Raw genomic sequence first — 22,758 nt, 5'->3', positions numbered from 1 at the left:
GGCCCACCCCCGAGGCCCGGCACCAACGACCCAGCCCCACCGCCAGATTGAAGGAGAGCCGGGCATGGACAGCCTCCGGCACGAGCTGACGCGGTTCATCCAGCAGCCCGCCGCTCAGCAGGACCCACCCGCGCTCTACCGCCGGCTGCTGACCGAGGCGCCCGTGCTGGACCTCGGCCCGCTGTACGTGGTCTCCGGCCACCAGGAGATCCTCACCGTCCTGATGAACCCCGGCACCAACGTCGACCCGACCACCGTCGGCCTGCCCCGGGCGGGCAACACCGCGCTGCTGCGGGTGGTCAACCGGATGCTGCCGATGCGCGACGGCGCCGACCACACCCGGCTCAAGCGGCTGGCCACCGCCGCGTTCAGCCACCGCAGGCTGGAGCAGATGCGCGAGCGGATCGAGGGCACCGCCGCCCGGCTGCTCGCCCCGCTGATCGACGCCGGCTCCTTCGACCTCGTCGCCGACCTGGCCGTCCCGCTGCCGGTCGCCGTCTCCTGCGCCATCCTCGACGTCCCCGACTCCGAGCAGGACCGGATCACCGGCTGGGCGAGCCTGGTCGCCCGCGCGATGCTCGACCCCTTCGGCGACGGCCCCGAGGCCGCCGAGATCGACACCGAGTTCGCCGAATTCCACGCCTACGTCGAGGAGTTGTGCGCCGCCCGGGCCGCCGCCCCCGGTGACGACCTGATCAGCCGGCTGACCACCGCACGCGGCGAGGGCCGGCTCGACACCGAGGAACTGCTCGCCTTCGTGGTGATGCTGCTGGCCAACGGGCTGGAGACGCTCACCTCCGGACTGGCCGTCGCCGCCTGGGAGTTGATCCGCACCCCCGGCCTGACCGCCCGGGTGCGCACCGAACCCGCGCTGGCCGCCGCCGTGTTCGACGAGGCCCAGCGACTCGGCAGCCCCGTCCGCGCCAGCGCCCGCGCCCTGACCCGCGAGGTCGCGCTCGGCGACACCACCGTCCCGGCCGGCAGCGTCGCCATGCTGCTGTACGCCGCCGCCAACCGGGACCCGCGCCGCTTCGCCGACCCCGACCGCTTCGACCCCGACCGCCCCGAACGCGGACACCTCGCCTTCGGCCACGGCCCGCACCACTGCCTGGGCGCCCCGCTCTCCCTGATCGCCGGCTCCGCCGTCCTGCGCGGCCTCGCCGAGGCCGACGCCGTACGGGAGTTGAGCACCACGCTGACCGACGCCACCGCCCGCCGGAACGAACAGTTCGCCTTCGGCGGAGTGCGCGAACTGCCGGTGGCCTGCCCGCCGCGCACCGAACTGATGGAGGTGGCGGCATGAGCACCGCGACGGAGTCGACAGCCGAGCCGACGGCCGAGTCGGCGGTCGTACCGGCAGCCGAGCCGACGGCCGGGGCACAGGCCGCTCCGGCAGCCGGGCCGCAAGCCGCTACGGCAGCCGCGCCGCAGGCGCGCTCGCAGACGGCCGCAGTCGCCGCCGCCCGGGCCGCCGCCGTGCTCGAACCCGGGCTCGACCAGCCGGTGCGGCTGGTCGGGGCCCGGCTGTGGCTGGCCGGTGCCGCGCTGGTGCTGGCCGTCGGCGCGGGCGCGAGCTGGGCGGTGTGGGGGCGCCTGCCGCACACCCTGACCGTGCACGCGGTCGCCGCGCACGGGGACGCGCCCGTCCGGGTGGCCGCCGAACGCGCGGGCAGCCTGGTCGAGTTCGAGGTCCGGCCGGGCGAGCGGGTGGTCGCCGGCCAGGTGCTCGCCCTGGTCGGCGACGCCGGGCTGACCGCCCCCGCGGCCGGCACCGTCAGCGCCCTGCTGGCCGCGCCCGGTGACCAACTCTCGCCCGGAGCACCCGTGTTGACGCTGGACGCGGCCGCCGCGCCGCCCACCGTCCGGCTGCTGCTGGACAACCCGAAGGACGCCGCGAAGCTCACCCCCGGCCTGCCCGTGCTCGTCCCGGCCCCGGGCGGGGGCGCGGTCCGCGCCGTCGTCGACCGGGTCGAGCCGCTGCCCGTCCGCGCCGACTCGCTCGACGGCACCCTGCCGGTCGCCGTCCCCGGCCTGCCCGCCGGCCCGGCCCCCGTCTGGGTGGCGTACGCCCGGCTCCCGCAGGGCGTCGCGCTGAACGGCCCGCTGGCGCTGGACGTCCGGGTCGACCTCGGCAGCCGGCACCCGTACCAGGCGGTGCTCGGACAGGAGGCCAAGCGATGAAGCCCGCGCAGAGCGCCACCGTCGAACCGCCCGCCGGCACCGAACCGCGCACCGCGGGCAGCGGCACCGCCGAACCCGCAGCACCGAAGCCGAAGCCGAAGACCGCCCCCAGGCGCAAGAAGCCGCGCAGCCACCTGCGCACGCCCGTGGTGCCGCAGATGGAGGAGCAGGACTGCGGGGCGGCCTGCCTCGCCGTGGTGCTCGGCGCGTTCGGGCGGCGGGTGACGCTCAACGAGGCGTCCCGGGCCTGCGGGGTCAGCCGGGACGGGGTCAGCGCCGCCGCCGTCGCCCGCGCCGCCGGGCGGTACGGGCTGCTGGCCCGCGGCCGCCGGGTGGTGCGCCGCGAGGGCGAGCGGCTGGAGGGCCTCGACGCGGTGCCGGTGCCGTCGATGGTGCTGGTCACCGGCCCGCACTTCGCCGTCTTCGAGGGCGTCAAGCGCGGCCGGGTGCACGTCAACGACCCCTCGCTGGGCTCCTACTCGGCCACCCCGGCCGAGTTCTGGGAGTCGTTCGCGGGCATCGCCGTCGGCTTCGAACCCGGCCCCGACTTCGAACGCGGCGGCCGCCGCTTCCCGCTGCTGCGCTCGCTCGGCGCCCGGCTGCGGCCCTACGCCTGGCCGATGCTGGTCGCGGTGCTGGTCGGCATGCTGATGACGGTGCCCGGCGTGGCCTCCGCGTTCCTGCTGCGCACCTACCTGTCCGCCGTGGTCAACGGCGGCGCGAGCGGCTGGGCGGTGCCGCTCACCCTGGCCGGCCTGACCGTCACCGGACTGGTCCTGGCCGGGAACTGGCTGCGCTCCGCGATGGTCAACCGGGTGCTGGAGGCGATGGCCGCCCGCTCCTCGGCGGCCTTCCTGTGGCGGATGCTGCGGCTGCCCGGCGCGTTCTTCCACCGCCGCCAGCTCGGCGGCCTGGTCACCCGGGTGCAGCTCAACGACGGCCTGGCCAACCTGCTCTCCTACTGGGTGGCGGGCGCCGCCTCCTCACTGGCCGCCGCCGCCGTGCACCTCACCGCGCTGCTCTGGCTCGCCCCCAAGCTCGCCGCGATCCCGCTCGCCGTCGCCGCCCTGGACGCGCTCGCGCTGCGCTCCGCCGACCGGCGGCGCGGCGGCATGATCCACCGGCTGCACGCCGAGGGTCACAAGCGCGACGGCGTCGCCTTCGCCGGGGTCTCGGCGATCGAGACCGTCAAGGCCGAGGGCGCCGAGGACGCGCTGTTCCGCTCCTGGGCCGGCTGGCAGGCCCGCGCCGCCCACACCGGGCAGCGGGTCGCCGAGACCGTCCTGGTGCCGCTCTCGCTGCCCGGCGCCCTCAACTCGGCCGCCGCGGCCGCCGCGGTGATCGCCGGAACCGCCCTGTTGCTGGCCGGCTCGCTCTCCTTCGGCACCCTGCTGGCCTTCCTGCTGCTGCTCAACGGCTTCCTCCTGCCGGTCTCCCAACTCGTGGGCACCGGAGCCGAGTTCACCGTCGCCCGAGCCCAGAACGCCCTCCTGGAGGACATCGAGACCAGCGAGGTCGACCCGTACCTCGCCCCGGTCCTCGACACCCCCGCCGAGCCGGTCCGGCTGCGCGGCGAACTCGAACTGCGCGACCTGGAGTTCGGCTACGACCCGAACCGGCCGCCCGCCCTCGCCGGGATCTCGCTGCGGATCGCCCCCGGCGAGTGGGTCGCCGTGGTCGGCGGCAGCGGCAGCGGCAAGTCCACCCTGGCCCGGCTCGCGGCCGGCGTGCTGCGCCCCTGGAAGGGCGAGGTGCTGCTCGACGGGCGCCCCCGCGACGACTGGCACCGCGGCGTCGTCACCGGCCAGGTCGCCTACGTGGAACAGCAGTTGCGGCTCTTCGAGGGCACCGTCCGGGAGAACCTGACGCTCTGGGACCCGTCGGCCGACGAGGACACCCTGCACCGCGCCCTCGCCGACGCCGAAGCCGCCGAACTGGTCCGCCGCCGCGGCGGACTGGACGCGCCGATCGACGAGGACGCCCGCAACTGGTCCGGCGGCGAACGCCAGCGCCTGGAGATCGCCAGGGCACTGGCCCTCGACCCGGCCCTGATCGTGCTCGACGAGGCCACCAGCGCCCTCGACGCCCACACCGAGGCCGCCGTCAACGCCCACCTGCGCCGCCGCGGCACCAGCTGCCTCGTCCTGGCCCACCGCCTCAGCACCATCCAGGCCGCCGACCGGGTCGTGGTGATCCGCGAGGGCCGGATCGTCCAGCAGGGCCCACCCGCCGAACTCGCCGAACAGGACGGCCCCTACCGGGAGTTGCTCCGCGAGTCGGCTCCCGCCGGGCCGGCCGCGACCTCCGAGCCCACCCGGACCCCCGACCCCACCCAGACAGCCCAGACCACCCAGCCCACCCAGAACCGCCCCGTCCGGACGGAGGAGCAGGCATGAGCACCACCATCACCGCCGCCCGTCGGGGCGGGTCGCAGACCGCCGCGGGGGACGAGGAGCGCGATCCGGCGACCCGGATCGACGCCACCGTGGCGGCCAACCGGACCGCGCTCGCGGACGTGTTGGCCGAGTTGGGCACCGCCGACAGCCGTCCGCACACCTCCCCGCGCCCCGGCGGCACCTCGCCGGCAGCGCCGCGCCACCGCGCGGACCAGGCGCGGGAGGTGCTGCGGGCGCTGGGCGTCGCGGTGCCGAAGGAGATCCCCGCCGCGGTGCGGGACGCCGCCGATCCGGTGACGGCGCTGCTGCGCCGGGCCGGGGTGCGCTGGCGTCCGGTCACCCTGGCCGGCGGGGACGAGAGCGGCACGGCCGGGCCGATGGTGGCGTTCGCCGCCGAGGACGGCCGGCCGATCGCCCTGATACCCCGGGCCGGGCGGCACCGCCGCCACGACCCGGACCCGGAACGGGCTGCCACCCGTTCCGGGCTGAGCCGCCAGGCGCTGCTGCTGTACCCGCCGCTGCCGCCGGGGTGCCCGACCCCGGCCGACCTGCTGCGCTTCGCCCTCGCCGTGCCCGGTGCCCGCCGGGACCTCGGGGTGCTGAGCGCGGCGGGTCTGGTGTCGGCGCTGCTCGGCCTGCTCGTCCCGCTGTCCACCGGAGTGCTGCTGCCCGGCCTGCTGCTGGCCGAACGGCACCCGGTGCGCTGGCTGGCCGTGCTGCTGGGCTCCGCGGTGGTGGCGTCCTGGCTGCTCACGCTGGTCCGCAACACCGCGGCCGTCCGGCTCACCAGCCGGGTGCAGCACGCGCTCGAACCTGCCGTCTGGGACCGGTTGCTGGCCCAGGACGCCAGGTTCTTCCGCGACTACACCACGGGCGACCTGGTGCACCGGGCGAACGCGGTGGCGCAGGCCCGGCAGGCCCTCTCGGAGGTGCTGGTGGGCGCCGTGCTGGGCGCGGTGTTCGCCGTCACCGGGCTGACCGTCCTGCTGCTGGTGGACTGGCGGCTCGGCGGGCTGCTGCTGCTCGCCGTGCTGGCGGTGACGGCCGCGCTGCTGCTGCTCGGCCGTCGCCGCCAGGAGCACGAGTCGAAGGTGTACGCGGCGCACGGGCAGCTCCAAGGGGTGCTGTACGGGCTGCTGCTGGGCATCGACAAGGTGCAGACCGCCGGCCGGGAGATCCAGGCGTTCGCCCGCTGGGCCGTCCCGTTCGCCGGGCAGAAGCGCGCCGACGCCGCCGCGATGCGCACCGAGGCGCTCTCCGGTGCCCTCACCACCGCGTTGCAGCCCCTGCTGCTGGCCGTGCTGCTGGCCGGTGCGACGTTCGGCCCGGCCGCCGAGGCCGGGCACCTGATGGCGGCCGGGGTGGCCGCCGGACAGGTCGCCCTGGCGCTCGGCCAGGTCACCCACGCCGCGGCCGGCGCGTACGGCGTCGCCCCGGTGCTGGAGCGGCTGCGGCCGATCCTCGCCGAGCCGGCCGTGAACGCCGCCGAACGGGCCGGGCAGCTCGCCGACCCCGGCCGCCTGAAGGGGCAACTCGCCCTGGAGGACGTGGTGTTCCGCTACCCGGGCAGTGCGCTGCCGACCCTGGACGGGGTGTCGCTGCACGCCGAGCCCGGCGAGTTCGTCGCCGTGGTCGGCCCGTCCGGCGCCGGGAAGTCCACCCTGGTCCGGCTGCTGCTCGGCTTCGAGCGGCCCGAGTCCGGCGCGGTCCGCTACGACGGGCGCGAACTCGCCTCGCTGGACGCCCGGTTGGTGCGCCGCCAGCTCGGCTCGGTGCTCCAGCACGGCCGGATGCTGCGCGGCTCGCTGCTGGAGAACCTGGCCGGCGCCGACCCCGACATCGACGAGGAGCGGATCTGGCACGCCGCCGAACTCGCCGGAATCGCCGACGAGTTGCGCGCCCTGCCGATGGGCCTGGGCACCCGGGTCGGTGAGGACGCCCAGGGCTTCTCCGGCGGCCAGGTGCAGCGCCTGCTGCTGGCCCGGGCCCTGGTCCGCGACCCGGCCGTGCTGCTGCTCGACGAGGCCACCTCCGCGCTCGACAACGCCACCCAGCAGCGGGTCGCCGAGGCCGTCGCCGGCCTCGACCGCACCCGCCTGGTGATCGCCCACCGACTGAGCACCATCCGCACTGCCGACCGGATCTACGTGCTGGACGGGGGCCGGGTGTCCGCCGAGGGCACCTACCGCGAACTGCTCGGCACCGACCCGCTGTTCACCCGCCTCGCCCGCTTCCAGGAGATGTGAGATGTCGCTCGACGTTCAGACCTGGCTCCGCACCGCCGGAACCCCGGGCCACGCGGCCCCGACGACCGCCCTGCTGCCCGGCCTGCCGGGCGCCGACGAGCGGCTGCACGCCGTGATCGCCGCCGCCGCCAGCTTCGAGGAACGCGCCGCCGCCCGCGACGACGGGCAGGCGCTGTTCGCCCCCGACCCGGCCGAGGACCGGCGCAGCCGCACCGCCGCCGTCGAGACCTGGCTGCGCCGCGCTGCCGGAGACCAGCGCTCCGCCGGGGTGCTGCTCGACCACCTCGCCGAGACCGGCCGCCCGCTCGGCGACGGTCTGCGCCGGGTCCGCCTCACCGACCCGGCCAAGCTGCCGAGTTGGGCGTACCCGCTGGCCGTGTTCCTGCGCGCCCAGAGCCAGGCGCCCGCCACCGGCCCGGGCTCGGTCGCGGCCGGCTTCCGGGCCGCCGCCGACGCCCTGCTGCCCGCCGGGGAGGGCTCGGTGCTGGGCGTCCCGGTCACCGCGAAGGGCCGCGCCGACGTGGTCGGCACCCTCACCGGACGGCTGGTCGAGGTCGCCAACCTCACCCTCTGCCAGGAGTTCCAGCTCGCCACCGGCCGCCCCCGCGCCACGAGTTGGGACGCCGAGGGCGGCCCGGACGCCTCCGCCGCGGGCTGGCTGGCCCGGCTGGAGCGGCTGCCCGCGCTGGCCTACCTGATCGGCACCGTCTGCCGGCAGTGGCAGGAGATGTACACCGAGATGTTCGCCCGGCTCTCCGCCGACCGGGCCGGCCTGGTCGAGCAGATGTGGGGCGGCACCGACCCGGGCGCGCTGGACTCGGTGCACGGCGACGCGGGCGACCGGCACGCCCAGGGCCGCTCGGTGGCGCTGCTGCGCTTCGAGAGCGGCGCGGGCGTGGTCTACAAGCCCAAGGACATGCGGCACGCCACCGCCTTCCTCGGCCTGGTCGAGCGCCTCAACCGCGAACTGAGCCTCGACCTGCCGCTGCGCACCGTGCTGGTCCGCTCCGACCGCGGCGACGACGGCCACGGCGCCTCGCTCAGCACCGACTGCTCCGGCGACTACGGCTGGGAGGAGCTCGTCCCGTCCCGCCCCTGCGCCGACCGCGCGGGCTTCGCCCGGTTCTACCGCCGCCTCGGCATGACCATCCGGCTGGTGCAGCTGCTGGAGGGCCGCGACCTGTGGGCCGACAACCTGCTGGCCGACGGCGAGCACCCCGTCCTGATCGACCTGGAGTGCCTGCTCTACCCGCGCGTCCAGAACCCGCCGGTGCTCAAGGAGGCCCAGCACGCCCTGCTGGACGAGCTGGAGACCACCGTGGTGCGCACCGCGATGGCCTTCCAGGCGTGGACCCCGGCCGGGCGCACCGACGCCCTGGACATCGGCTGCCTGTCCCGGGTCGGCAGCCTGGAGGTCGTCCCCGGCGTGCCCGCGCTGCCCATCACCGCCTACCGGCCGGTGCACGACGGACAGCCCGCCGACCCGTGGCAGTACAGCGACGAGGTGGTCGACGGCTACCGCGAGATGCAGGCCGCGCTGTACCGGATCCGCGGTGAACTCGCCGACGCCGAAGGGCCGTTGAGCGGCTTCCGGGGCGTCTGGGTGCGCTACATCTGGCGGCACACCTGGGACGGCTACAAGATCCTGCGCGCCTCCACCAGCCCGCTCGCCCTGGACGACGGCGCGACCCGGGAGACCGTCATCGCGGGCGCCCTGCGCGGCGCCGTCACCGCCCGCTCCGGCGACCCGGACCGCGGCGACCTGCTGGAGGTGGTGCTCGCCGAGCTCGACTCCTTCCGCACCCTGGACATCCCGTTCTTCCGCTCGCTGACCACCTCCTCCTCGGTGTTCACCGCCGACGGCCGCGAGATCCCCGGCCACTTCCGCTCCACCGGCTGGCAGCGCCTGCAGCAGCGGGTCGCCGAACTCGACGGCTTCGACCTGGACACCCACGTCGCCGTGCTCTCCGGCTGCGTGGACGCCGCCCGGGCCGGCACCGAGGAGCCCCCCGCCAAGCCGATGAAGCCGCTCGCCGCCGCCGAGCCCCCGTCCCCCGGCGAGCTGTTGAGCGAGGCCGTCGCCGTCGGCGACCGGATCCTGGCCGCCCGGCGCGGCACCGGCTGGGTCGCCCAGGGCTGGTACCCGGGCACCGGCCTGCGCCAGGTCGAGGTGCTCGGCCCCGACCTGGCCTCCGGCACCCTCGGCATCGCCCTGTTCCTCGCCGAACTCTGGTCCGCCACCGGCGAACCGCGCTTCCACCGGGCCGCCCACGCCCTGCTCGCCGAGGCCGCCGCGCTGATCGACCCGGCCGAACCCAAGGCGTTCGCCTTCGCCGGGGACTCCCGGCTGGCCTCCGGCGCACCCGTCCCCGGCGGCCTCTTCGGCCCCGGCGCGATCATCCACGGCCTGGCCCGCGGCGGACTGCTGCTCGGCGAGGCCGACTTCCTCACCGCCGCGCAGGCCCTGGTCCCCGGTGCGATGTCGGTCGCCGAGTCCGCCTCCAGCCGCCCCGGCCGCCCGGTCCGGACCCCGCACGCCGACGTGCCGCTCGGCACCGCCGGCCTGCTGCTCAACCTGCTGCGGCTGCGCCGCGCCGCGGGCGCCGGCCACGCCGACACCGACCAGGCGATCCGGCAGCTCGCCGACACCGCCCTCGGCCAACTCGCCGACGAGACAACCGCGTTCGACTTCCTGGAGCTCGTCCCCGGCGGCACCGACTCGATCGCCGCCGCGCTCGCCCGCACCCTCGCCGAGGCCCCCGCGCTGCTCGCCGACCCCGAGGACGTCCGGGCCCGGCTGCACGCCCACCGCTTCGCCACCAACACCCGGGCCGGCCGGCTTGCCTGCCTGGACACCGCCGTCTCGCTCGGCGCCGACGCCGTCGACGGGGCCGACCTCGGCGCCCTCGCCCCGCCCGTCACCGGCCCCGAACTCGCCGCCCTGACCGGCCGCGCCCTGCTCTCCGCCGCCACCGAGGCGCTCACCGCCGCCGAGGCGGGCCTGGTCCACACCCTGCCCGAGGACGCCACCGAGGCGCTGCTGCCCGGCCCGTTCTACGACGGCCGCGAGGCCGCCGCCCTGATGGTCCGCGAACTGCTCACCCGCCACCGCCTGCACGGCACCTGGTTCCCGGACCGGGCCGCGCACGACGCCGTCAACCTCGGCGCGCTGGACGGCACCGTCGCCGTCGGCCTGCTGCTGCTGCGCCTGCACGACGCCTCCGCCGCCCCGCTCGCCACCCTGCGCTGACCGCGCGCCGCTTCGAGGAGTACCCGCCATGTCCGAACTCATCGGCTTCAAACGCCACTTCACCCCGTACGTGGTCGACGGCGAGGCCGTCTACCTGGTCTCCGAGCGCGGCGTCTCGGTGGTCGACGGCCGGCTCGCCCAGGCCCTCGCCCCGCTGCTGGACGGCACCCGCACCGCCGAGCAGATCGGCGCCGCCCTGGACGGCGTCGTCCCCGCCGACAAGCTCCGCGCCGGCGTCGACAAGCTCCGGGCGGGCGGCTGGGTCACCGCCGCCGACCCGGCCACCGACCGCCCCGGCGCGGCCTTCTTCGAGATGGCCGGGCAGGACGGCGACACCGCGATGACCGCGCTGCGCACCGCCACCGTCCGGGTCGAGGTGCACGGCGAACTCGACCCGGCGCCGTTCCTGGCCGCCCTGGCCGCCGCGGGCGTCACCGTCGACCAGGACGCCGAGTTCACCGTCGCCCTCACCGACGACTACCTGCACCCCGGCCTGGCCGCACGCAACCGGCAGGCCCTCGCCGACGGCCGCCCCTGGCTGCTGGCCCGCCCGGTCGGCTCGATCGTCTGGGTCGGCCCGGTGTTCAGCCCGGACGCCGAGGACACCGACGGCTCGGGCTGCTGGGAGTGCCTGGCGCACCGGCTCTCCGCCAACCGGCAGTCGCTCAGCTACCTGCAGCACCGCCTCGGCCAGGACCAGCCGATCTCCACCGCCGGCGCCCACCTGCCCGCCACCCTGGCGCTCGGCACCCAGCTCGCCGCCCTGGAGACCGCCAAGTGGCTGGCCGGCGCCCGCCCGCCGCAGCCCGCCGTCACCACCCTGGACACCGTGCTGCTGGAGAGCGAGAAGCACGTCCTGGTGCGCCGCCCGCAGTGCCCGTCCTGCGGCGACGACGCGATGGTCTCCAGGCGCCAACTCGCCCCCGTCGCCTTCGAGTCCCGCCCCAAGGCGTTCACCGCCGACGGCGGCCACCGCTCCGCCTCGCCCGAGGACATGCTGGAGAAGTACCGCCCCCAGCTCAGCCCGGTCACCGGCGTGGTCACCACCCTGGTCCCCGCCGCCCGCACCCCCACCGGCCTGCGGGTCTACGTCTCCGGGCAGAACCTGTCCCGGCAGAGCGGCGACCTCAAGCAGCTGCGCACCGGCCTGCGCTCGGTCTCCTGCGGCAAGGGCCGCACCGACGTGCAGGCCCGCGCCTCCGCGCTCGGCGAGGCCATGGAGCGCTTCTCCGGCGTCTTCCAGGGCGACGAGGCCCGCCGCACCGCGACCTTCGCCGAACTCGGCGACGCCGCGATCCACCCCGAGCGCACCCTGCTGTACTCGGCGAAGCAGTACGCCGAGCGCGACCGCTGGAACGTCAAGCAGTCGATGTTCAACATCGTCCCCGTCCCGTTCCGCGCGGACGACCCGATCGAGTGGTCCCCGGCCTGGTCGCTGACCGAGCAGCGCCACCGCTGGCTGCCCACCCAGGCGATGTACTACGGCTACCGGCACAGCGGCCGGTTCTACGCCGCGGGCGACTCCAACGGCTGCGCGGCCGGCACCTCCTTCGAGGACGCCGTCCTCCAGGGCTTCCTGGAACTCGTCGAACGGGACGCCGTCGCCCTGTGGTGGTACAACCGCGTCCAGCGCCCCGCCGTCGACCTGGACGCCTTCGGCGACCCGTACGTCGACCAGCTCCGCGAGGTCTACCGCGGCCTGCGCCGGGAGATCTGGGCGCTCGACCTGACCGCCGACTTCGGCATCCCGGTGGTCGGCGCGTTCTCCCGCCGCACCGACGCGGGCCACGGCACCAACGAGGACGTGCTGATCGCGTTCGGCGCCCACCTGGACCCGCACATCGCGCTCACCCGGGCGCTCACCGAGATGAACCAGTTCCTCGGCCCGGTCGCCGGGGACGAGCACGGCAAGGTCAGCTACGCGGGCGCCGACCCCGAGCAGAAGGCCTGGTGGACCACCGCCACCGTCGCCAACCAGCCCTACCTGCTGCCCGACCCGCACGCCCCGCGCTCCACCCCCGCCAGCTGGCTCCCGCTCGCGGGCCCCGACCTCGCCGACGACCTCGCGCTCGTCCAGAAGATCGTCGAGGACCGCGGCATGGAGTTCCTGGTCGCCGACCAGACCCGCCCCGACGTGGGGCTGCCCGTCGCCCGGGTGATCGTCCCCGGCATGCGGCACTTCTGGGCCAGGTTCGCGCCCGGCCGGCTCTACGACGTCCCGGTCCGGCTCGGCTGGCTGGACACCCCGACCCCGGAGAGCGAGCTCAACCCGATCCCCATCTTCATCTGACCGCACGCGGGGCAGCCGGGCCCGGCTGCCCCGCCCCTCCGGGGAGGTACACCATGACCGTCATCGACACCCTGCCACCCGCCCCCGCCACCGGGGGCCACCACCCGCTGCGCCGCCTGCTGCGGCTGCGCCCCGAGGTCGAGGTCACCGCCCAGGGCGCCGACGTCGAACTCGCCCACCCGTGGGGCCGCCAGCGCGTCCACGCCCTCGGCGAGCGCACCGTCGCCGCGCTGCTCGACCTCACCCGCGCCGACGCCGACCTCGACCTGCTGGCCCTCGACCACGTCCGGCTGCTCAAGCTGCTCGAACGCTTCCCGTACCTGGTCACCACCACCGTCGCCGACCCGCTCGGCACCCCGCTGGCCACCGCCGTCCCGATCGCCCGCTCCGCCGCCCTGCCCGGATTCGCCCGCCCCACCGGCCAGTTGGTGCTCTCCCGGTTCGCCTACCTGCGCCGCCTGCCGGACGGCCAGGGCCAGGACGGCGAGAGCTGCGTCCTCGAATCGCCGATGGCCCCGTTCCGCCTCACCCTGCACCAGGCCGCCGCCGGCGCCTTCGTGGCGGCGCTCAGCGCCTCCCGGACCGCAGAGGAGGCCGCCCTGCTGGCCGGGATGAGCCCCGGCGAGGGCGAGGCGCTGGCCGGACTGCTCGCCGGCGGCGGCTTCCTGGACGCGGGCAAGGGCGCCGAGGCCCCGCTCTGGGACTTCCACGACCTGCTGTTCCACTCCCGCAGCCGCCCCGGCCGGCACGACTACCCCACCGGCGGCGTCTTCGCCCACCAGGACGTCCCGCAGCTGCCCGCGGTCTCCGCCCCCGGCTCCCGCGAGGAGGGCGAGGGCATCGACCTGCCCGTCCCCGACTGGGACACCGTGGTCGCCCGCGACCCCGCCCTCAGCGAGGTCCTCGAAGGCCGCCGCTCGGTGCGCAGCTACGCCGACACCCCCGTCACCCTCGACCAACTCGCCGAACTGCTCTACCGGGTGGCCCGGGTCCGCCGGGTCATCCCCGGCGACCCCGCCGACCCGCACGGCTACGACGGCGTCGAACGCCCCTACCCGGCCGGCGGCGCCACCGGCGAACTCGAGGTCTACCTCTCGGTGGTCAAGTGCGTCGGCCTGGAGCCCGGCGTCTACCGCTACGACGCCGCCGCCCACCGGCTGCGCCCCCGCCCGTTCCAGCACCCCGGCGAGGAGGCCGCGTTCAGCGAACTCGTCACCGCCGCCTGGCGCGCCACCGCCTGCACCGTCGACCCGCAGGTGCTGCTCACCGTCACCAGCCGGTTCGGCCGGCTCTCCTGGAAGTACAGCCAGATCGCCTACGCGCTGACCCTCAAGCACGTCGGCGTGCTCTACCAGACGCTCTACCTGGTGGCCACCGCCATGGGCCTGGCCCCCTGCGGCCTCGGCTCCGGCGACACCGACGCCGCCGCCCGCGCCCTCGGCCTGGACTGGACGGCGGAGTCCTCGGTCGGCGAGTTCCTGATCGGCAGCCGCCCGGCCGGCGTGCCGCGCACCGCGCACGGCTTCGCGGACGTGGTGGCCGCCGCCCGCGCCGGGGAGGGCTTCGGCGAGAACTTCTGACGCCCCTTCCGGACGCACGCACGCCTGCGACCCGTCAGCGGGAATCTGACGGGTCGTCGGCGAGCCCTGCTCCCTCCACCTACAGCCAGCCGCACTCGCGGGCGATCCGGATCGCGTCGCAGCGGTTGCGGGCCCTGGTCTTGGCGATCGCCGCCGAGACGTAGTTGCGCACCGTCCCCGGCGAGAGCGACAGCGCCGCGGCCGCCTCCCGCACCGTGCTGCCCTCGGCGATCTCGCCCAGCACCGCCAGCTCCCGGCGGCTCAGCGGCCCGGCCTGCCCGGTGCGCACCACGTCCAGCACCAGCCGCGGGTCGTACACCCGGCCGCCGCGGGCCAGTTCGCGCACCGCCGCGATCAGCGCCGGCGCCTGCACGTCCTTCAGCAGGACCCCGGCCGCGCCCTCCACCAGCGCCCGCCGCGACTCCGCCGTCCGCGGCAGGGCCGGCACCAGCAGCAGCACCGCCGCGCCCGGCGCCGCCTGCTGCACCAGCCGGGCCAGCACCGGCCCGTCCGCCTGCTCCGGGTCCAGCCCCAGTACCGCCACCGCGGGCCGCACCCGGGCCGCCGCCGCGACGGCCTCCTCGCCGCCGGCCGCCTCGGCGACCACCGCGAGGTCCTCCTCCCGGTCCAGCAGGGCCCCCAGCCCCGAACGGAACAGGTGGTGCCCGTCGGCCAGCAGCACCTGCGCCGCCGGCTGCGCCGCGGCCCCGCCGATCGGGAACCGGTGCGCCAAGTCCCGCTGCCCCAGCGGGCGTTCCAGTGCGGTCGTCATCCGCGCGCCTCCCCGGTCCGCTCCGGCCCGATCAGCCCCAGCCCCAGGTCCCGGACTGCTGCGGGGCGCTGGTGGTCGGGGACGGGGTCGGGCTGCCGGACGGCACCGGGCTCGGGTCCGTCACGCCGGGACCGACCACGGTCGCCTGCGCCGCGTCGTCCGGCCGCTGCGGGCCGTCCGCGACCACCGCGTCGGCCGCGACCACGGCGCCCGGCCGGGCCGGGCCGGCCAGTTCGGCGGCGGTGGCGACGCCGCCCACGGCCAGTGCGCCAATCATGGCAATCGTGACAATACGGATGTTCAGCGACATGGGAGTGCCCGATCCTCTCGCGTTCGGCTGACCCCGGGCTGCCACCGGGGGTGTGGTGCGATCCGCCGCCAGGTGCCCGGTGCGGTCCGCGTCCCCCGCCGGGGGCTGCTGCCGCGTCCTCGCTCCGTCGTCCTGCCGACAACAACGAGAGTGCTCCCCGGAGCCCCTCCGTGTCAGTAGCCGGAGCTGGCACCAGAGTGCCGTGACACTGTGAGGACAGCTCCCCGACCTGCTTGTTGATGCACCGTCAGCTGTGGGCGCGGTCCTGCCACAGGCCCAGCGCGAACCACGGATCCGCCTCGCAGTGCGCCACCGACCAGCCCGCCAGCGGCCCGTCCGGCCCCACCAGCGCCGCCGCACCCGTCCGCAGCGCCCACTCCGCGGCCAGCAGCGAAGCGGCCGTCAGGAAGCAGACCGCCGCCAGCCCGTCCGCCCCCTCCCGCACCCGGGCGTGGCACACCCGGGCCCCGTCCAGCGGCAGCCGCAGCAGCGCGGCCCGCACCGGACCGGCCCCGGCGGACTCCGCGCACCGCCCCGCGGCGGACGGCGGGACCAACTCCAGGCGGATCGCGTACATCCGTCCAGCGTGGCAAATCCCGAACCGATCCGCGCGGTACGGCGGGTGTCACATCCCCGCCTGGCACGAAGATGACAGTTGTCTGGTGGTCTTCACGCCTCGCCCACCCGTGCGACAGAATCTCCGCAAGCCATTTCTTCACACTGACCTGTCGTCGGCACCAGCCGGGCGCCGGTCAGCACGAATCCGGGGGGCGCGCCGCACCACGGCGCGCTGGAGGTCGACATGGGCAGAACCACGCGGACGGGCACGGGCCGGAGCACGCGGAAGACCGGCCGTTGACCGCCGGCGGCCCGATCGGGCTCGACGCGTTCGGCGAGGCGGTGTACCGCGCCATGCTGCTGCACCCCGACCTCGACACCGGCGGCCTGGCCGGGCACCTCGACTCCACCGAGGCCGAGATCGGCGACGCCCTCGACCGGCTCGCCGACCTCGCCCTCACCCGCCCCGCCAGCTGCGGCACCCGCTGGCGCGCCGTCAACCCCGAACGCGGCCTCGCCGCCCTGCTCGCCCACCAGGAGGCCGAGGAGGCCCGCCGCCAGCGCGAGGCCGAACGCAGCCGCGCCGCGATGGCCGGCCTGATCGCCGAGTACGCCAGCATCCACGCCCCCGGCGCGGGCGGGCAGCGCGGCATCGAGATGCTCTCCAGCCTCGACCAGGTCCGCGACCGGCTGATCCAGCTCGCCTCCGACGCCACCGCCGAGGTGCTCTCCTTCGCCCCCGGCGGCCCGCAGCCCGCCCCCGTCATGGAAGCCAGCCGCACCCTCGACCAGGAGACCCTGGAACGCGGCGTCCGGATGCGCACCGTCTACCAGGACAGCGTCCGCAACGACCCCGCCACCGTCCAGTACGCCCGCTGGCTGCACGGCCTCGGCGGCGCCGTCCGCACCACCCCCACCCTCCCGCTGCGCATGATCGTGGTCGACAACGCCACCGCCATCGTCCCGATCGACCCCGACGACCCCCGCAAGGGCGCCGTCCTGCTGCAGAGCCCCGGCGTCGTCACCGCCCTGCGCGCCCTCTTCGACCAGGTCTGGGAACACGCCCGCCCGCTCGGCGAGAGCACCCAGCGCGACCCGCACGGCCTCACCGGCCAGGAGCGCGAACTCCTCCGCCTGCTCGCCGAGGGCCTCACCGACGAACGGGCCGGCCAGCGCCTGGGCGTCTCCCTGCGCACCGTCCGCCGCATGATGGCCGACCTGATGGTCCGGATGGACGCCCGCAGCCGCTTCCAGGCCGGCATCCAGGTCGCCGCCCTCGGCTGGCTGGAGGCCGCCGAGGACGCCTCCGCGTAGGGCCTGCCGAAAGCCCCTCCCGGGTCCTCGCCGCAGGCGGACCCGGCGCTGGTGTCCGTCGCCGTCGTACGCCGTGCCGGCTCGCCACAGGCGGTGGCTGCTGTCGTCACCCGGCGCGGTGGCCCACCGGCAGCCTTCCCGCTCCGCGCCCCTGCCGCAGGCGCTCTGCCGCGGTCGCCCGCCTCCGGGAGCCCGCCGCGGGCGGTTTCAGCGCCGGTGCTTGCCGCTGGTCGGCGCCGGGGCCGGGTACGGGATCCGCAGCTTGCGGGCGAACGGCGCCACCGAGGCGCCCACGCCCAGCGGACGGGCCAGCACGAACAGCGAGACCAGCACCGCCAGCGCACCCGCCGCCAGGCCGGTCAGACTGCCGAACAGGCCCGCGCCGAACCGCCCCGCCAGCCAGTGCGCGGCCAGCGCACCCGGCAGGCAGGCCACCACCAGGCCCAGGTGCAGCACCACCAGCCGGCCGCCCTCCAGCCCGCTGCCGCGCCGCCGCACCCCCAGGTCCACCGTGGCGTTCGCCCCGGGTGCGAAGGCGTCGGTGCGCAGCACCATCGTCTCGTCCGCGCCCCCGCCTGCCCGCTGCTGCGCGGGCACCGCCGCCGGGGGAGCGCCCTTCGCCAGCCGGCGGCCCAGCGCCACGCCGGTCACCACCGCCGACAGGGTGGCCGCCACGGTGTGCGCCACCGCCATGCCGATCACCTTGTAGCGCAGCGGCAGCGTCTCGTACGCCACCCAGCACAGCGCCGCGTTGGTGCCGGTGGAGATCAGGGTCAGCCAGAACGGCGTCCGGGCGTCGCCCATCGCGTAGAAGCCGCGGGCCAGGCCGTACTGGGCGCAGAACGCGGGCAGGCCGACCGCGAAGGCCATCAGCAGCAGGCCGACCACCATCGCGTCGTCGTGCACGTGCGACCCGGAGCCGTAGCCGTACGCGGCCATCGCGATCTGCGAGCCCAGCGCGAAGAACAGCACCGCCGCGGTGACCACCATCGCCGCCGAGGAGCGCAGCACGCCCGCCAGGTCCTCGCCGATCTTCCGGTAGTCGCCCGCCGTCGCGGCCCGGGCCATGCCCGGCAGCAGCGCCGTCACCAGCGACACCGTGATCACGCCCTGCGGGACCACGAACAGCGCGTAGGCGTTGTTGTAGGCGGTGAAGCCGCGGCCGCCCAGGATGCCCGCGTCCTTCGCCGCGGTGCCCGCGCTGGTGCTCAGGCTGGTGATCACCGCGAAGGACAGCTGGGTGGCCACCACCAGGGCCAGCGCCCAGCCCGCCGCGCGCAGCGGCCGGGTCAGGCCCGCGCCGCGCCAGTCGAAGCGCGGGCGGTAGGTGAAGCGGGCCGAGCGCAGCGAGGGCAGCAGCGCGGCGGCCTGCACCACGATGCCCAGCGTCGAGCCGAGGCCCAGCAGCATGGCGTCCCCGCCGCTCACCTCGTTCGCCTCGTAGGCGTGCCGGCCCATCGCCAGGTAGCCGCCGAACACGGCGATCGCGACCACGTTGTTCAGCACCGGCGTCCACATCATGGCGCCGAACCGGTCGCGGGCGTTCAGCACCTGCCCGAGCAGGGTGAAGACGCCGTAGAAGAGGATCTGCGGCAGGCAGTACCGGGCGAAGGTGATCGCCAGTTCGCGCTGCACGGGGTCGTCGAACCCCGAGTAGAAGTCGACGATCTGCGGGGCGAACAGCCAGGCGCCGACCGTCAGCACCACCAGGATCACCCCGCACAGGGTGAGCAGCCGGTCGCTGTAGGCCTGGCCGCCGTCCTGGTGGGTCTGCATCGCGTGCACCAGCTCCGGCACGAACACCGAGGCCAGCACGCCGCCGAGCAGCATCATGTAGACGATGTTCGGCAGCGAGTTCGCCACGCTGAACGCGTCACCGGCCGGGCCGGTGGCCAGCGCCGCCACGATCACCGCGCTGCGCACGAAGCCCAGCGCCCGGGAGGCCAGCGAACCCATCGCCATGATCAGGCCGTTGCGGCCGGTGGAGGCGGCGGGCTTCGCGGCCGGGGGCTTCGGGGCGGCCGGCTCCTCGCCGGACCGCGGCGGCGGCACCGGCCGCTCCACCGGCCGCGGCGGCAGCGGGGGCTGCCCGAACTGCTCGAAGGCCTGGGCGGGGATCCGGCCCAGCTGCATGGTCGGCTGGTCCTGCCCGGGGTACGGCTGTCCCTGCGGCGGGTAGGACGGAACGCCCTGCTGCCGGTACGGGTCGTGCTGCGGGCGGGCGCCGTCCGGGTGGTACGGATCGCCCTGCGGCGGGTAGGGGGCGCCCTGGGCCTGTGCCTGGTACGGGTCGCCGGAGCCGTCCGCGGTGTGCATGGTCATCGGACCCCCCGTCGATCGGTGCCCGTCCGGCGCTGCGTGGGATGAGTGCGGGAGATTCGGCCCTGGTCCGGACTCCGCCTGCCGGTTGCAGGGTGCACCAGCCGCAGAAGTCTGCCCCACTTCGGCACCCGATGGGGAGTCGGGTGCCGACCGGCGGGGTGTTCGAGCCGGTCGCACCGGTGTCCGGGGGCCTTGCGGCACCGGCCGGGGAGCGCCGTTTGCGCCCGGAAACACGCGGAATGCTGCCCGCGCCGTTCCCCCGCCCGGAGGAGGCCGGAAACGCGGTGTGACGTTGCTCACGATCCGTCAGGAGCGGCCCGGATCGCGCTCCGTGGCCTACTCCACCGGCGGCAGCGGCGGGGCCAGCACCCGCTGCACCCGGGGCCGGGCCCGCCGGCGCAGCAGCCGGACGTCCCGGCCGAACCGGCCCGGCAGCCACAGCTCCACCGCCAGCGCCGGGCCGGCCAGCGCGACCGCCGCCGCCGCCCAGCCGGCCGGCACGTCGCTCGGCCAGTGCACGCCCAGTGCGATCCTGGTCCAGCCCACCGCCAGCACCGCCAGCGCCGCCGCGCCGGTCGCCGCCACCCGCACCGGCCGCTCCGTCCGCGGCCACGCCAGCACCAGCAGCGCCCCGCAGGTGACCGCCGAGGCCAGCGCGTGCCCGGACGGGAAGGACAGCCCGGAGCCGACCGCCACCGGGTCGGCGAAGTGCGGCCGGGGCCGCCCGGCCAGCGCCCGGCCGGCCCCGGCCGCCGCCCAGCCCAGCAGCGTCGCCGCCGCCGCCCAGCCCGCCAGCACCCGGGCGCCCAGCGCCCACAGCCACACCGCGACCGCCCCGAGCAGCGCCCGCATCACCCAGGGCGCGCCCAGGTCGGCCAGCGTCTGCATGGCGGCCGTCCACACCGGGTGGCGCAGCGCGTACCGGTGCAGCACCGACACCCAGCCCTGGTCCAGCCGGGCCAGCGGCCCCCAGCCGGTTTTCACCAGCACCAGCAGCACGGTGAACACCAGCGCACCCGCGAGCGCCGGCCAGGCACAACGGAGCACCCTCGGGCGTTGTACCCGGGGACGGGCCGCGGAGCGCCCGGCGGGCGCCCGGGAGCCGGGGTCGGTGGACTGGTGCATGACAGACACCTTCCCAGCGCCAGGAGGCGAACCGGCGCTGACCCGATCGCGATTCGGCATCGGTTGTGCGGACGCCGCGCGAAGGCTCCGCGAAGGGTTCGCGCCGGTCCGGTGCCCGCCGCAGGCCGGGCGCGGCGCGTGCGCGGCGTCCGGAGCCGGTCACGCTGCGTGTACCGATCGGATGAAAATCGGCAGGATACTGCATCCCCGGCGAAAAACTGAGCCACTTGGGAATGTTGTCCGATTTCTGTGCGTTGGATCGTTACGTGTGAGCCACGAACGGCCCACACGGTTGTGCCGAGCGGCGGAACGGAGCGCCACCGGCAGCGTCAGTGAGGGAGCAAGCATGGCCACCCGTGCCGTCGTACGCGACAGGGCCGATCGGACTCGCACCGCCCGCCCGACCAACCTCGAAGCCGACCGTGACCTGGTCGGCATGTACCTCGACGAGATCGCCAGGACGCCCCTGCTCGATGCCGCGGAGGAGGTCGAGCTGTCCCTGCGGATCGAGGCCGGGGTCTTCGCCCAGCACCTGCTCGACGAGGAGGAGTCCCTCGACGGCGTCACCACCGAGGAGCTGCAGGCGATAGCGGACGACGCCGAGCGCGCCAAGGACGTCTTCATCCGCTCCAACCTCCGCCTGGTCGTCGCGGTGGCCCGCCGCTACCCGCGCAGCGGCCTCCCGCTGCTCGACCTGATCCAGGAGGGCAACGCCGGCCTGGTCCGCGCCGTGGAGAAGTTCGACTACTCCAAGGGCTTCAAGTTCTCCACCTACGCGACGTGGTGGATCCGCCAGGCGATCACCCGTTCCATCGCCGACCAGTCCCGCACCATCCGCCTCCCCGTCCACCTGGTCGAGGAGCTCGGCCGGATCCGCCGGGTCCAGCGGGAGAAGGCCAAGGAGCTGGGCCGCGAGCCCGAGCCCGCCGAGATCGCCGCCGAGCTGGACACCACCGAGCAGCGCGTCAAGGACGTGCTGGACTGGGCCCGGGACCCGGTCAGCCTCAACATGTCGGTCGACGACGAGGGCGAGACCCAGTTCGGAGACCTGGTGGAGGACACCGGCGCGGTCTCCCCGGAGGACGCGGTGATGGTGATGCTGCGCCGCGAGGAACTGGACGACCTGATCGGCCGCCTCGACGACCGCACCGCCTCCATCATCCGCAGCCGCTACGGCATGGAGGACGGCCGCGAGCGCACGCTGACCGAGGTCGGCAAGCAGCACGGCCTGACCCGCGAGCGGATCCGCCAGATCGAGAAGCACGCCCTCGCCGAACTCAAGAAGATCGCCGACCACGCGGGCTTCGAGGCCGCCTGACCGGCCGCCCCGCCGGGGCCCGCGGCCGCCCTACAGTGGAGGACATGACCTCCCCGGACGACGCACCGCAGCCCGAGCCCCGGCCCGCCCCCGCCCCCAGGCCCCGACTGGTCTTCACGGACCCGTTCGAGCAGCAGACCTCCGACGACACCGACCGCGGCTGGGGCGACGCGTCGGGGGAGCGGGGGCTGGACTGGTACCGCAGCCAGCGGCCCCCGCACCACGGGGAGAAGTGACGTAACGGGATCAGCCGCGGCGCACCAGCGCGTCGCGGATCTCGGTGAGCAGGACGACCTCCTTCTCCTCGGCCTCCAGGGCCTCCTCCTCCAACGACCTGCGCTTCCGCATGAAGTGGTTCATCGGCAGGATCAGCAGGAAGTACACGACGGCGGCGGTGATCAGGAAGGTGAGCGCGGCGCTCAGCACCGAACCCCAGAGGATGTAGACGCCCGAGGTGACGTTCCCGGCGGCGTCCACCTCGCAGGGGCCCTTGAGGCAGGACTTGTAGACGGACAGGTCCTTGGTGCCGAACACGCCGACCAGCGGGTTGATCACACCCTTGACGAACGCGTTGATGACGGTGGTGAAGGCCGCGCCGATGACGACGGCGACGGCCAGGTCCACCACGTTTCCGCGGAGCAGGAATTCCTTGAAGCCTTTCATGCCGCGTCGAACGGCGGACGCCCCCGAAGGTCACGGGTGAAATCCGACGTCACCGGGTTGACGCCAGGGGGCACCCGCCCGCCCCGCCGACCGACGGCGGAGCCCCGCGCGGCGGCCCGCCCAGCAACCCCGCGGCCAGCACCAGGCACCCCACCGCCACCAACCCGCCCCGCCGCCGCACCACCCCCCGCAACCGGTGGCGACCCGACGCCACCCCCCGGATCGGCGGAAAATCAGGCACCTCACGGCGCGGCGGAACCAGCACCGCAGGCAGCGGCGGCAACACAGAGGACGTCATCACAGACCCTTCCCGACCGGACCCCGCGGCCCCGAACAGGGCCGCGCCGGCCATCCTGCGCCCCGCCCCGCCACCCCGCCCCGGCATTTCCCCACCCTGTGGACAACCCCGCCCCTGTGGAAAACCGACCCCACC

The 22,758-nt window shown here is 75.6% G+C and carries 16 protein-coding genes; 10 read left to right on the top strand and 6 right to left on the bottom strand.

From position 1 onward, the window contains the following. Positions 1-64: 64 nt before the first annotated feature. The 7 genes from IH44_RS0109660 to IH44_RS0109630 are packed head-to-tail and all read left to right on the top strand — an operon-like array spanning position 65 to position 13,943. Positions 65-1,303 (top strand): cytochrome P450, encoded by a 1,239-nt coding sequence (locus IH44_RS0109660; protein ID WP_051816718.1) that lies wholly within the window; start codon positions 65-67, stop codon positions 1,301-1,303. Next, positions 1,300-2,181, top strand: a complete 882-nt coding sequence (locus IH44_RS46380) for an acetyl-CoA carboxylase biotin carboxyl carrier protein subunit (RefSeq protein WP_030459034.1) — start codon at positions 1,300-1,302, stop codon at positions 2,179-2,181. Before IH44_RS0109660 ends, IH44_RS46380 begins: the two co-directional genes overlap by 4 nt. After that, complete coding sequence (locus IH44_RS0109650; RefSeq protein WP_051816717.1) at positions 2,178-4,577, top strand: ATP-binding cassette domain-containing protein; 2,400 nt, start codon at positions 2,178-2,180, stop codon at positions 4,575-4,577. The genes IH44_RS46380 and IH44_RS0109650 overlap by 4 nt, the downstream gene beginning before the upstream one ends. Next, complete coding sequence (locus tag IH44_RS0109645; RefSeq protein WP_051816716.1) at positions 4,574-6,823, top strand: ATP-binding cassette domain-containing protein; 2,250 nt, start codon at positions 4,574-4,576, stop codon at positions 6,821-6,823. The genes IH44_RS0109650 and IH44_RS0109645 overlap by 4 nt, the downstream gene beginning before the upstream one ends. A 1-nt stretch (position 6,824) precedes the next feature. Continuing rightward, complete coding sequence (locus IH44_RS0109640; RefSeq protein WP_030459031.1) at positions 6,825-10,073, top strand: type 2 lanthipeptide synthetase LanM; 3,249 nt, start codon at positions 6,825-6,827, stop codon at positions 10,071-10,073. 28 nt (positions 10,074-10,101) lie between these two features. Continuing rightward, positions 10,102-12,363, top strand: coding sequence for a TOMM precursor leader peptide-binding protein (locus tag IH44_RS0109635; RefSeq protein ID WP_051816715.1), 2,262 nt, complete (start codon positions 10,102-10,104; stop codon positions 12,361-12,363). Between the two features lie 53 nt (positions 12,364-12,416). After that, complete coding sequence (locus tag IH44_RS0109630; RefSeq protein ID WP_051816714.1) at positions 12,417-13,943, top strand: SagB family peptide dehydrogenase; 1,527 nt, start codon at positions 12,417-12,419, stop codon at positions 13,941-13,943. Positions 13,944-14,022: 79 nt separating this feature from the next. Here the strand turns inward: IH44_RS0109630 and IH44_RS0109625 are convergent, their stop codons facing one another. From IH44_RS0109625 to IH44_RS46370, 3 genes are all read right to left on the bottom strand, one after another. Continuing rightward, positions 14,023-14,715, bottom strand: coding sequence for a response regulator transcription factor (locus IH44_RS0109625; RefSeq protein WP_051816713.1), 693 nt, complete (start codon positions 14,713-14,715; stop codon positions 14,023-14,025). 31 nt (positions 14,716-14,746) lie between these two features. After that, a complete protein-coding gene (locus tag IH44_RS46375) occupies positions 14,747-14,992 on the bottom strand; it encodes a hypothetical protein (RefSeq protein WP_157852238.1) in 246 nt (81 codons plus the stop codon). Positions 14,993-15,272: 280 nt separating this feature from the next. After that, positions 15,273-15,602, bottom strand: a complete 330-nt coding sequence (locus IH44_RS46370) for a hypothetical protein (RefSeq protein ID WP_030459026.1) — start codon at positions 15,600-15,602, stop codon at positions 15,273-15,275. A gap of 278 nt (positions 15,603-15,880) precedes the next feature. Here IH44_RS46370 and IH44_RS0109610 point away from each other — a divergent pair, with 278 nt between their 5' ends. Further along, entirely contained in the window at positions 15,881-16,897 is a 1,017-nt protein-coding gene (locus tag IH44_RS0109610; protein WP_030459025.1) for a LuxR C-terminal-related transcriptional regulator, read from the top strand. 207 nt (positions 16,898-17,104) lie between these two features. Here the strand turns inward: IH44_RS0109610 and murJ are convergent, their stop codons facing one another. Together murJ and IH44_RS0109600 are read right to left on the bottom strand one after the other, a co-directional pair. Beyond that, a complete protein-coding gene (murJ, locus tag IH44_RS0109605) occupies positions 17,105-19,219 on the bottom strand; it encodes a murein biosynthesis integral membrane protein MurJ (RefSeq protein WP_063759582.1) in 2,115 nt (704 codons plus the stop codon). A 336-nt stretch (positions 19,220-19,555) separates the two neighbouring features. Further along, positions 19,556-20,266: a phosphatase PAP2 family protein gene (locus IH44_RS0109600; protein ID WP_157852236.1), complete on the bottom strand. Its 711-nt coding sequence runs from the start codon at positions 20,264-20,266 to the stop codon at positions 19,556-19,558. Between the two features lie 424 nt (positions 20,267-20,690). On the opposite strand from IH44_RS0109600, the gene IH44_RS0109595 reads away from it, so the two are divergent. Continuing rightward, the gene (locus tag IH44_RS0109595) at positions 20,691-21,662 is read left to right on the top strand and encodes an RNA polymerase sigma factor RpoD/SigA (RefSeq protein ID WP_030459022.1); all 972 of its coding nucleotides are present in this window, start codon (positions 20,691-20,693) and stop codon (positions 21,660-21,662) included. A 44-nt stretch (positions 21,663-21,706) separates the two neighbouring features. Beyond that, positions 21,707-21,898: a hypothetical protein gene (locus IH44_RS0109590; RefSeq protein WP_030459021.1), complete on the top strand. Its 192-nt coding sequence runs from the start codon at positions 21,707-21,709 to the stop codon at positions 21,896-21,898. A gap of 10 nt (positions 21,899-21,908) precedes the next feature. On the opposite strand, the gene mscL is transcribed toward IH44_RS0109590, so the two are convergent. Next, positions 21,909-22,325 carry a large conductance mechanosensitive channel protein MscL gene (mscL, locus tag IH44_RS0109585; protein WP_030459020.1) on the bottom strand — a complete coding sequence of 139 codons (417 nt, stop codon included), beginning with the start codon at positions 22,323-22,325 and terminating at the stop codon, positions 21,909-21,911. Between the last annotated feature and the right edge of the window lie 433 nt (positions 22,326-22,758).

The organism is Kitasatospora sp. NRRL B-11411, assembly GCF_000721345.1.
Taxonomy (GTDB): Bacteria; Actinomycetota; Actinomycetes; order Streptomycetales; family Streptomycetaceae; genus Kitasatospora; species Kitasatospora cineracea.
The sequence above is the reverse complement of the archived record's forward strand: the minus strand, read 5'-3'. Positions and strand labels throughout refer to the sequence as shown.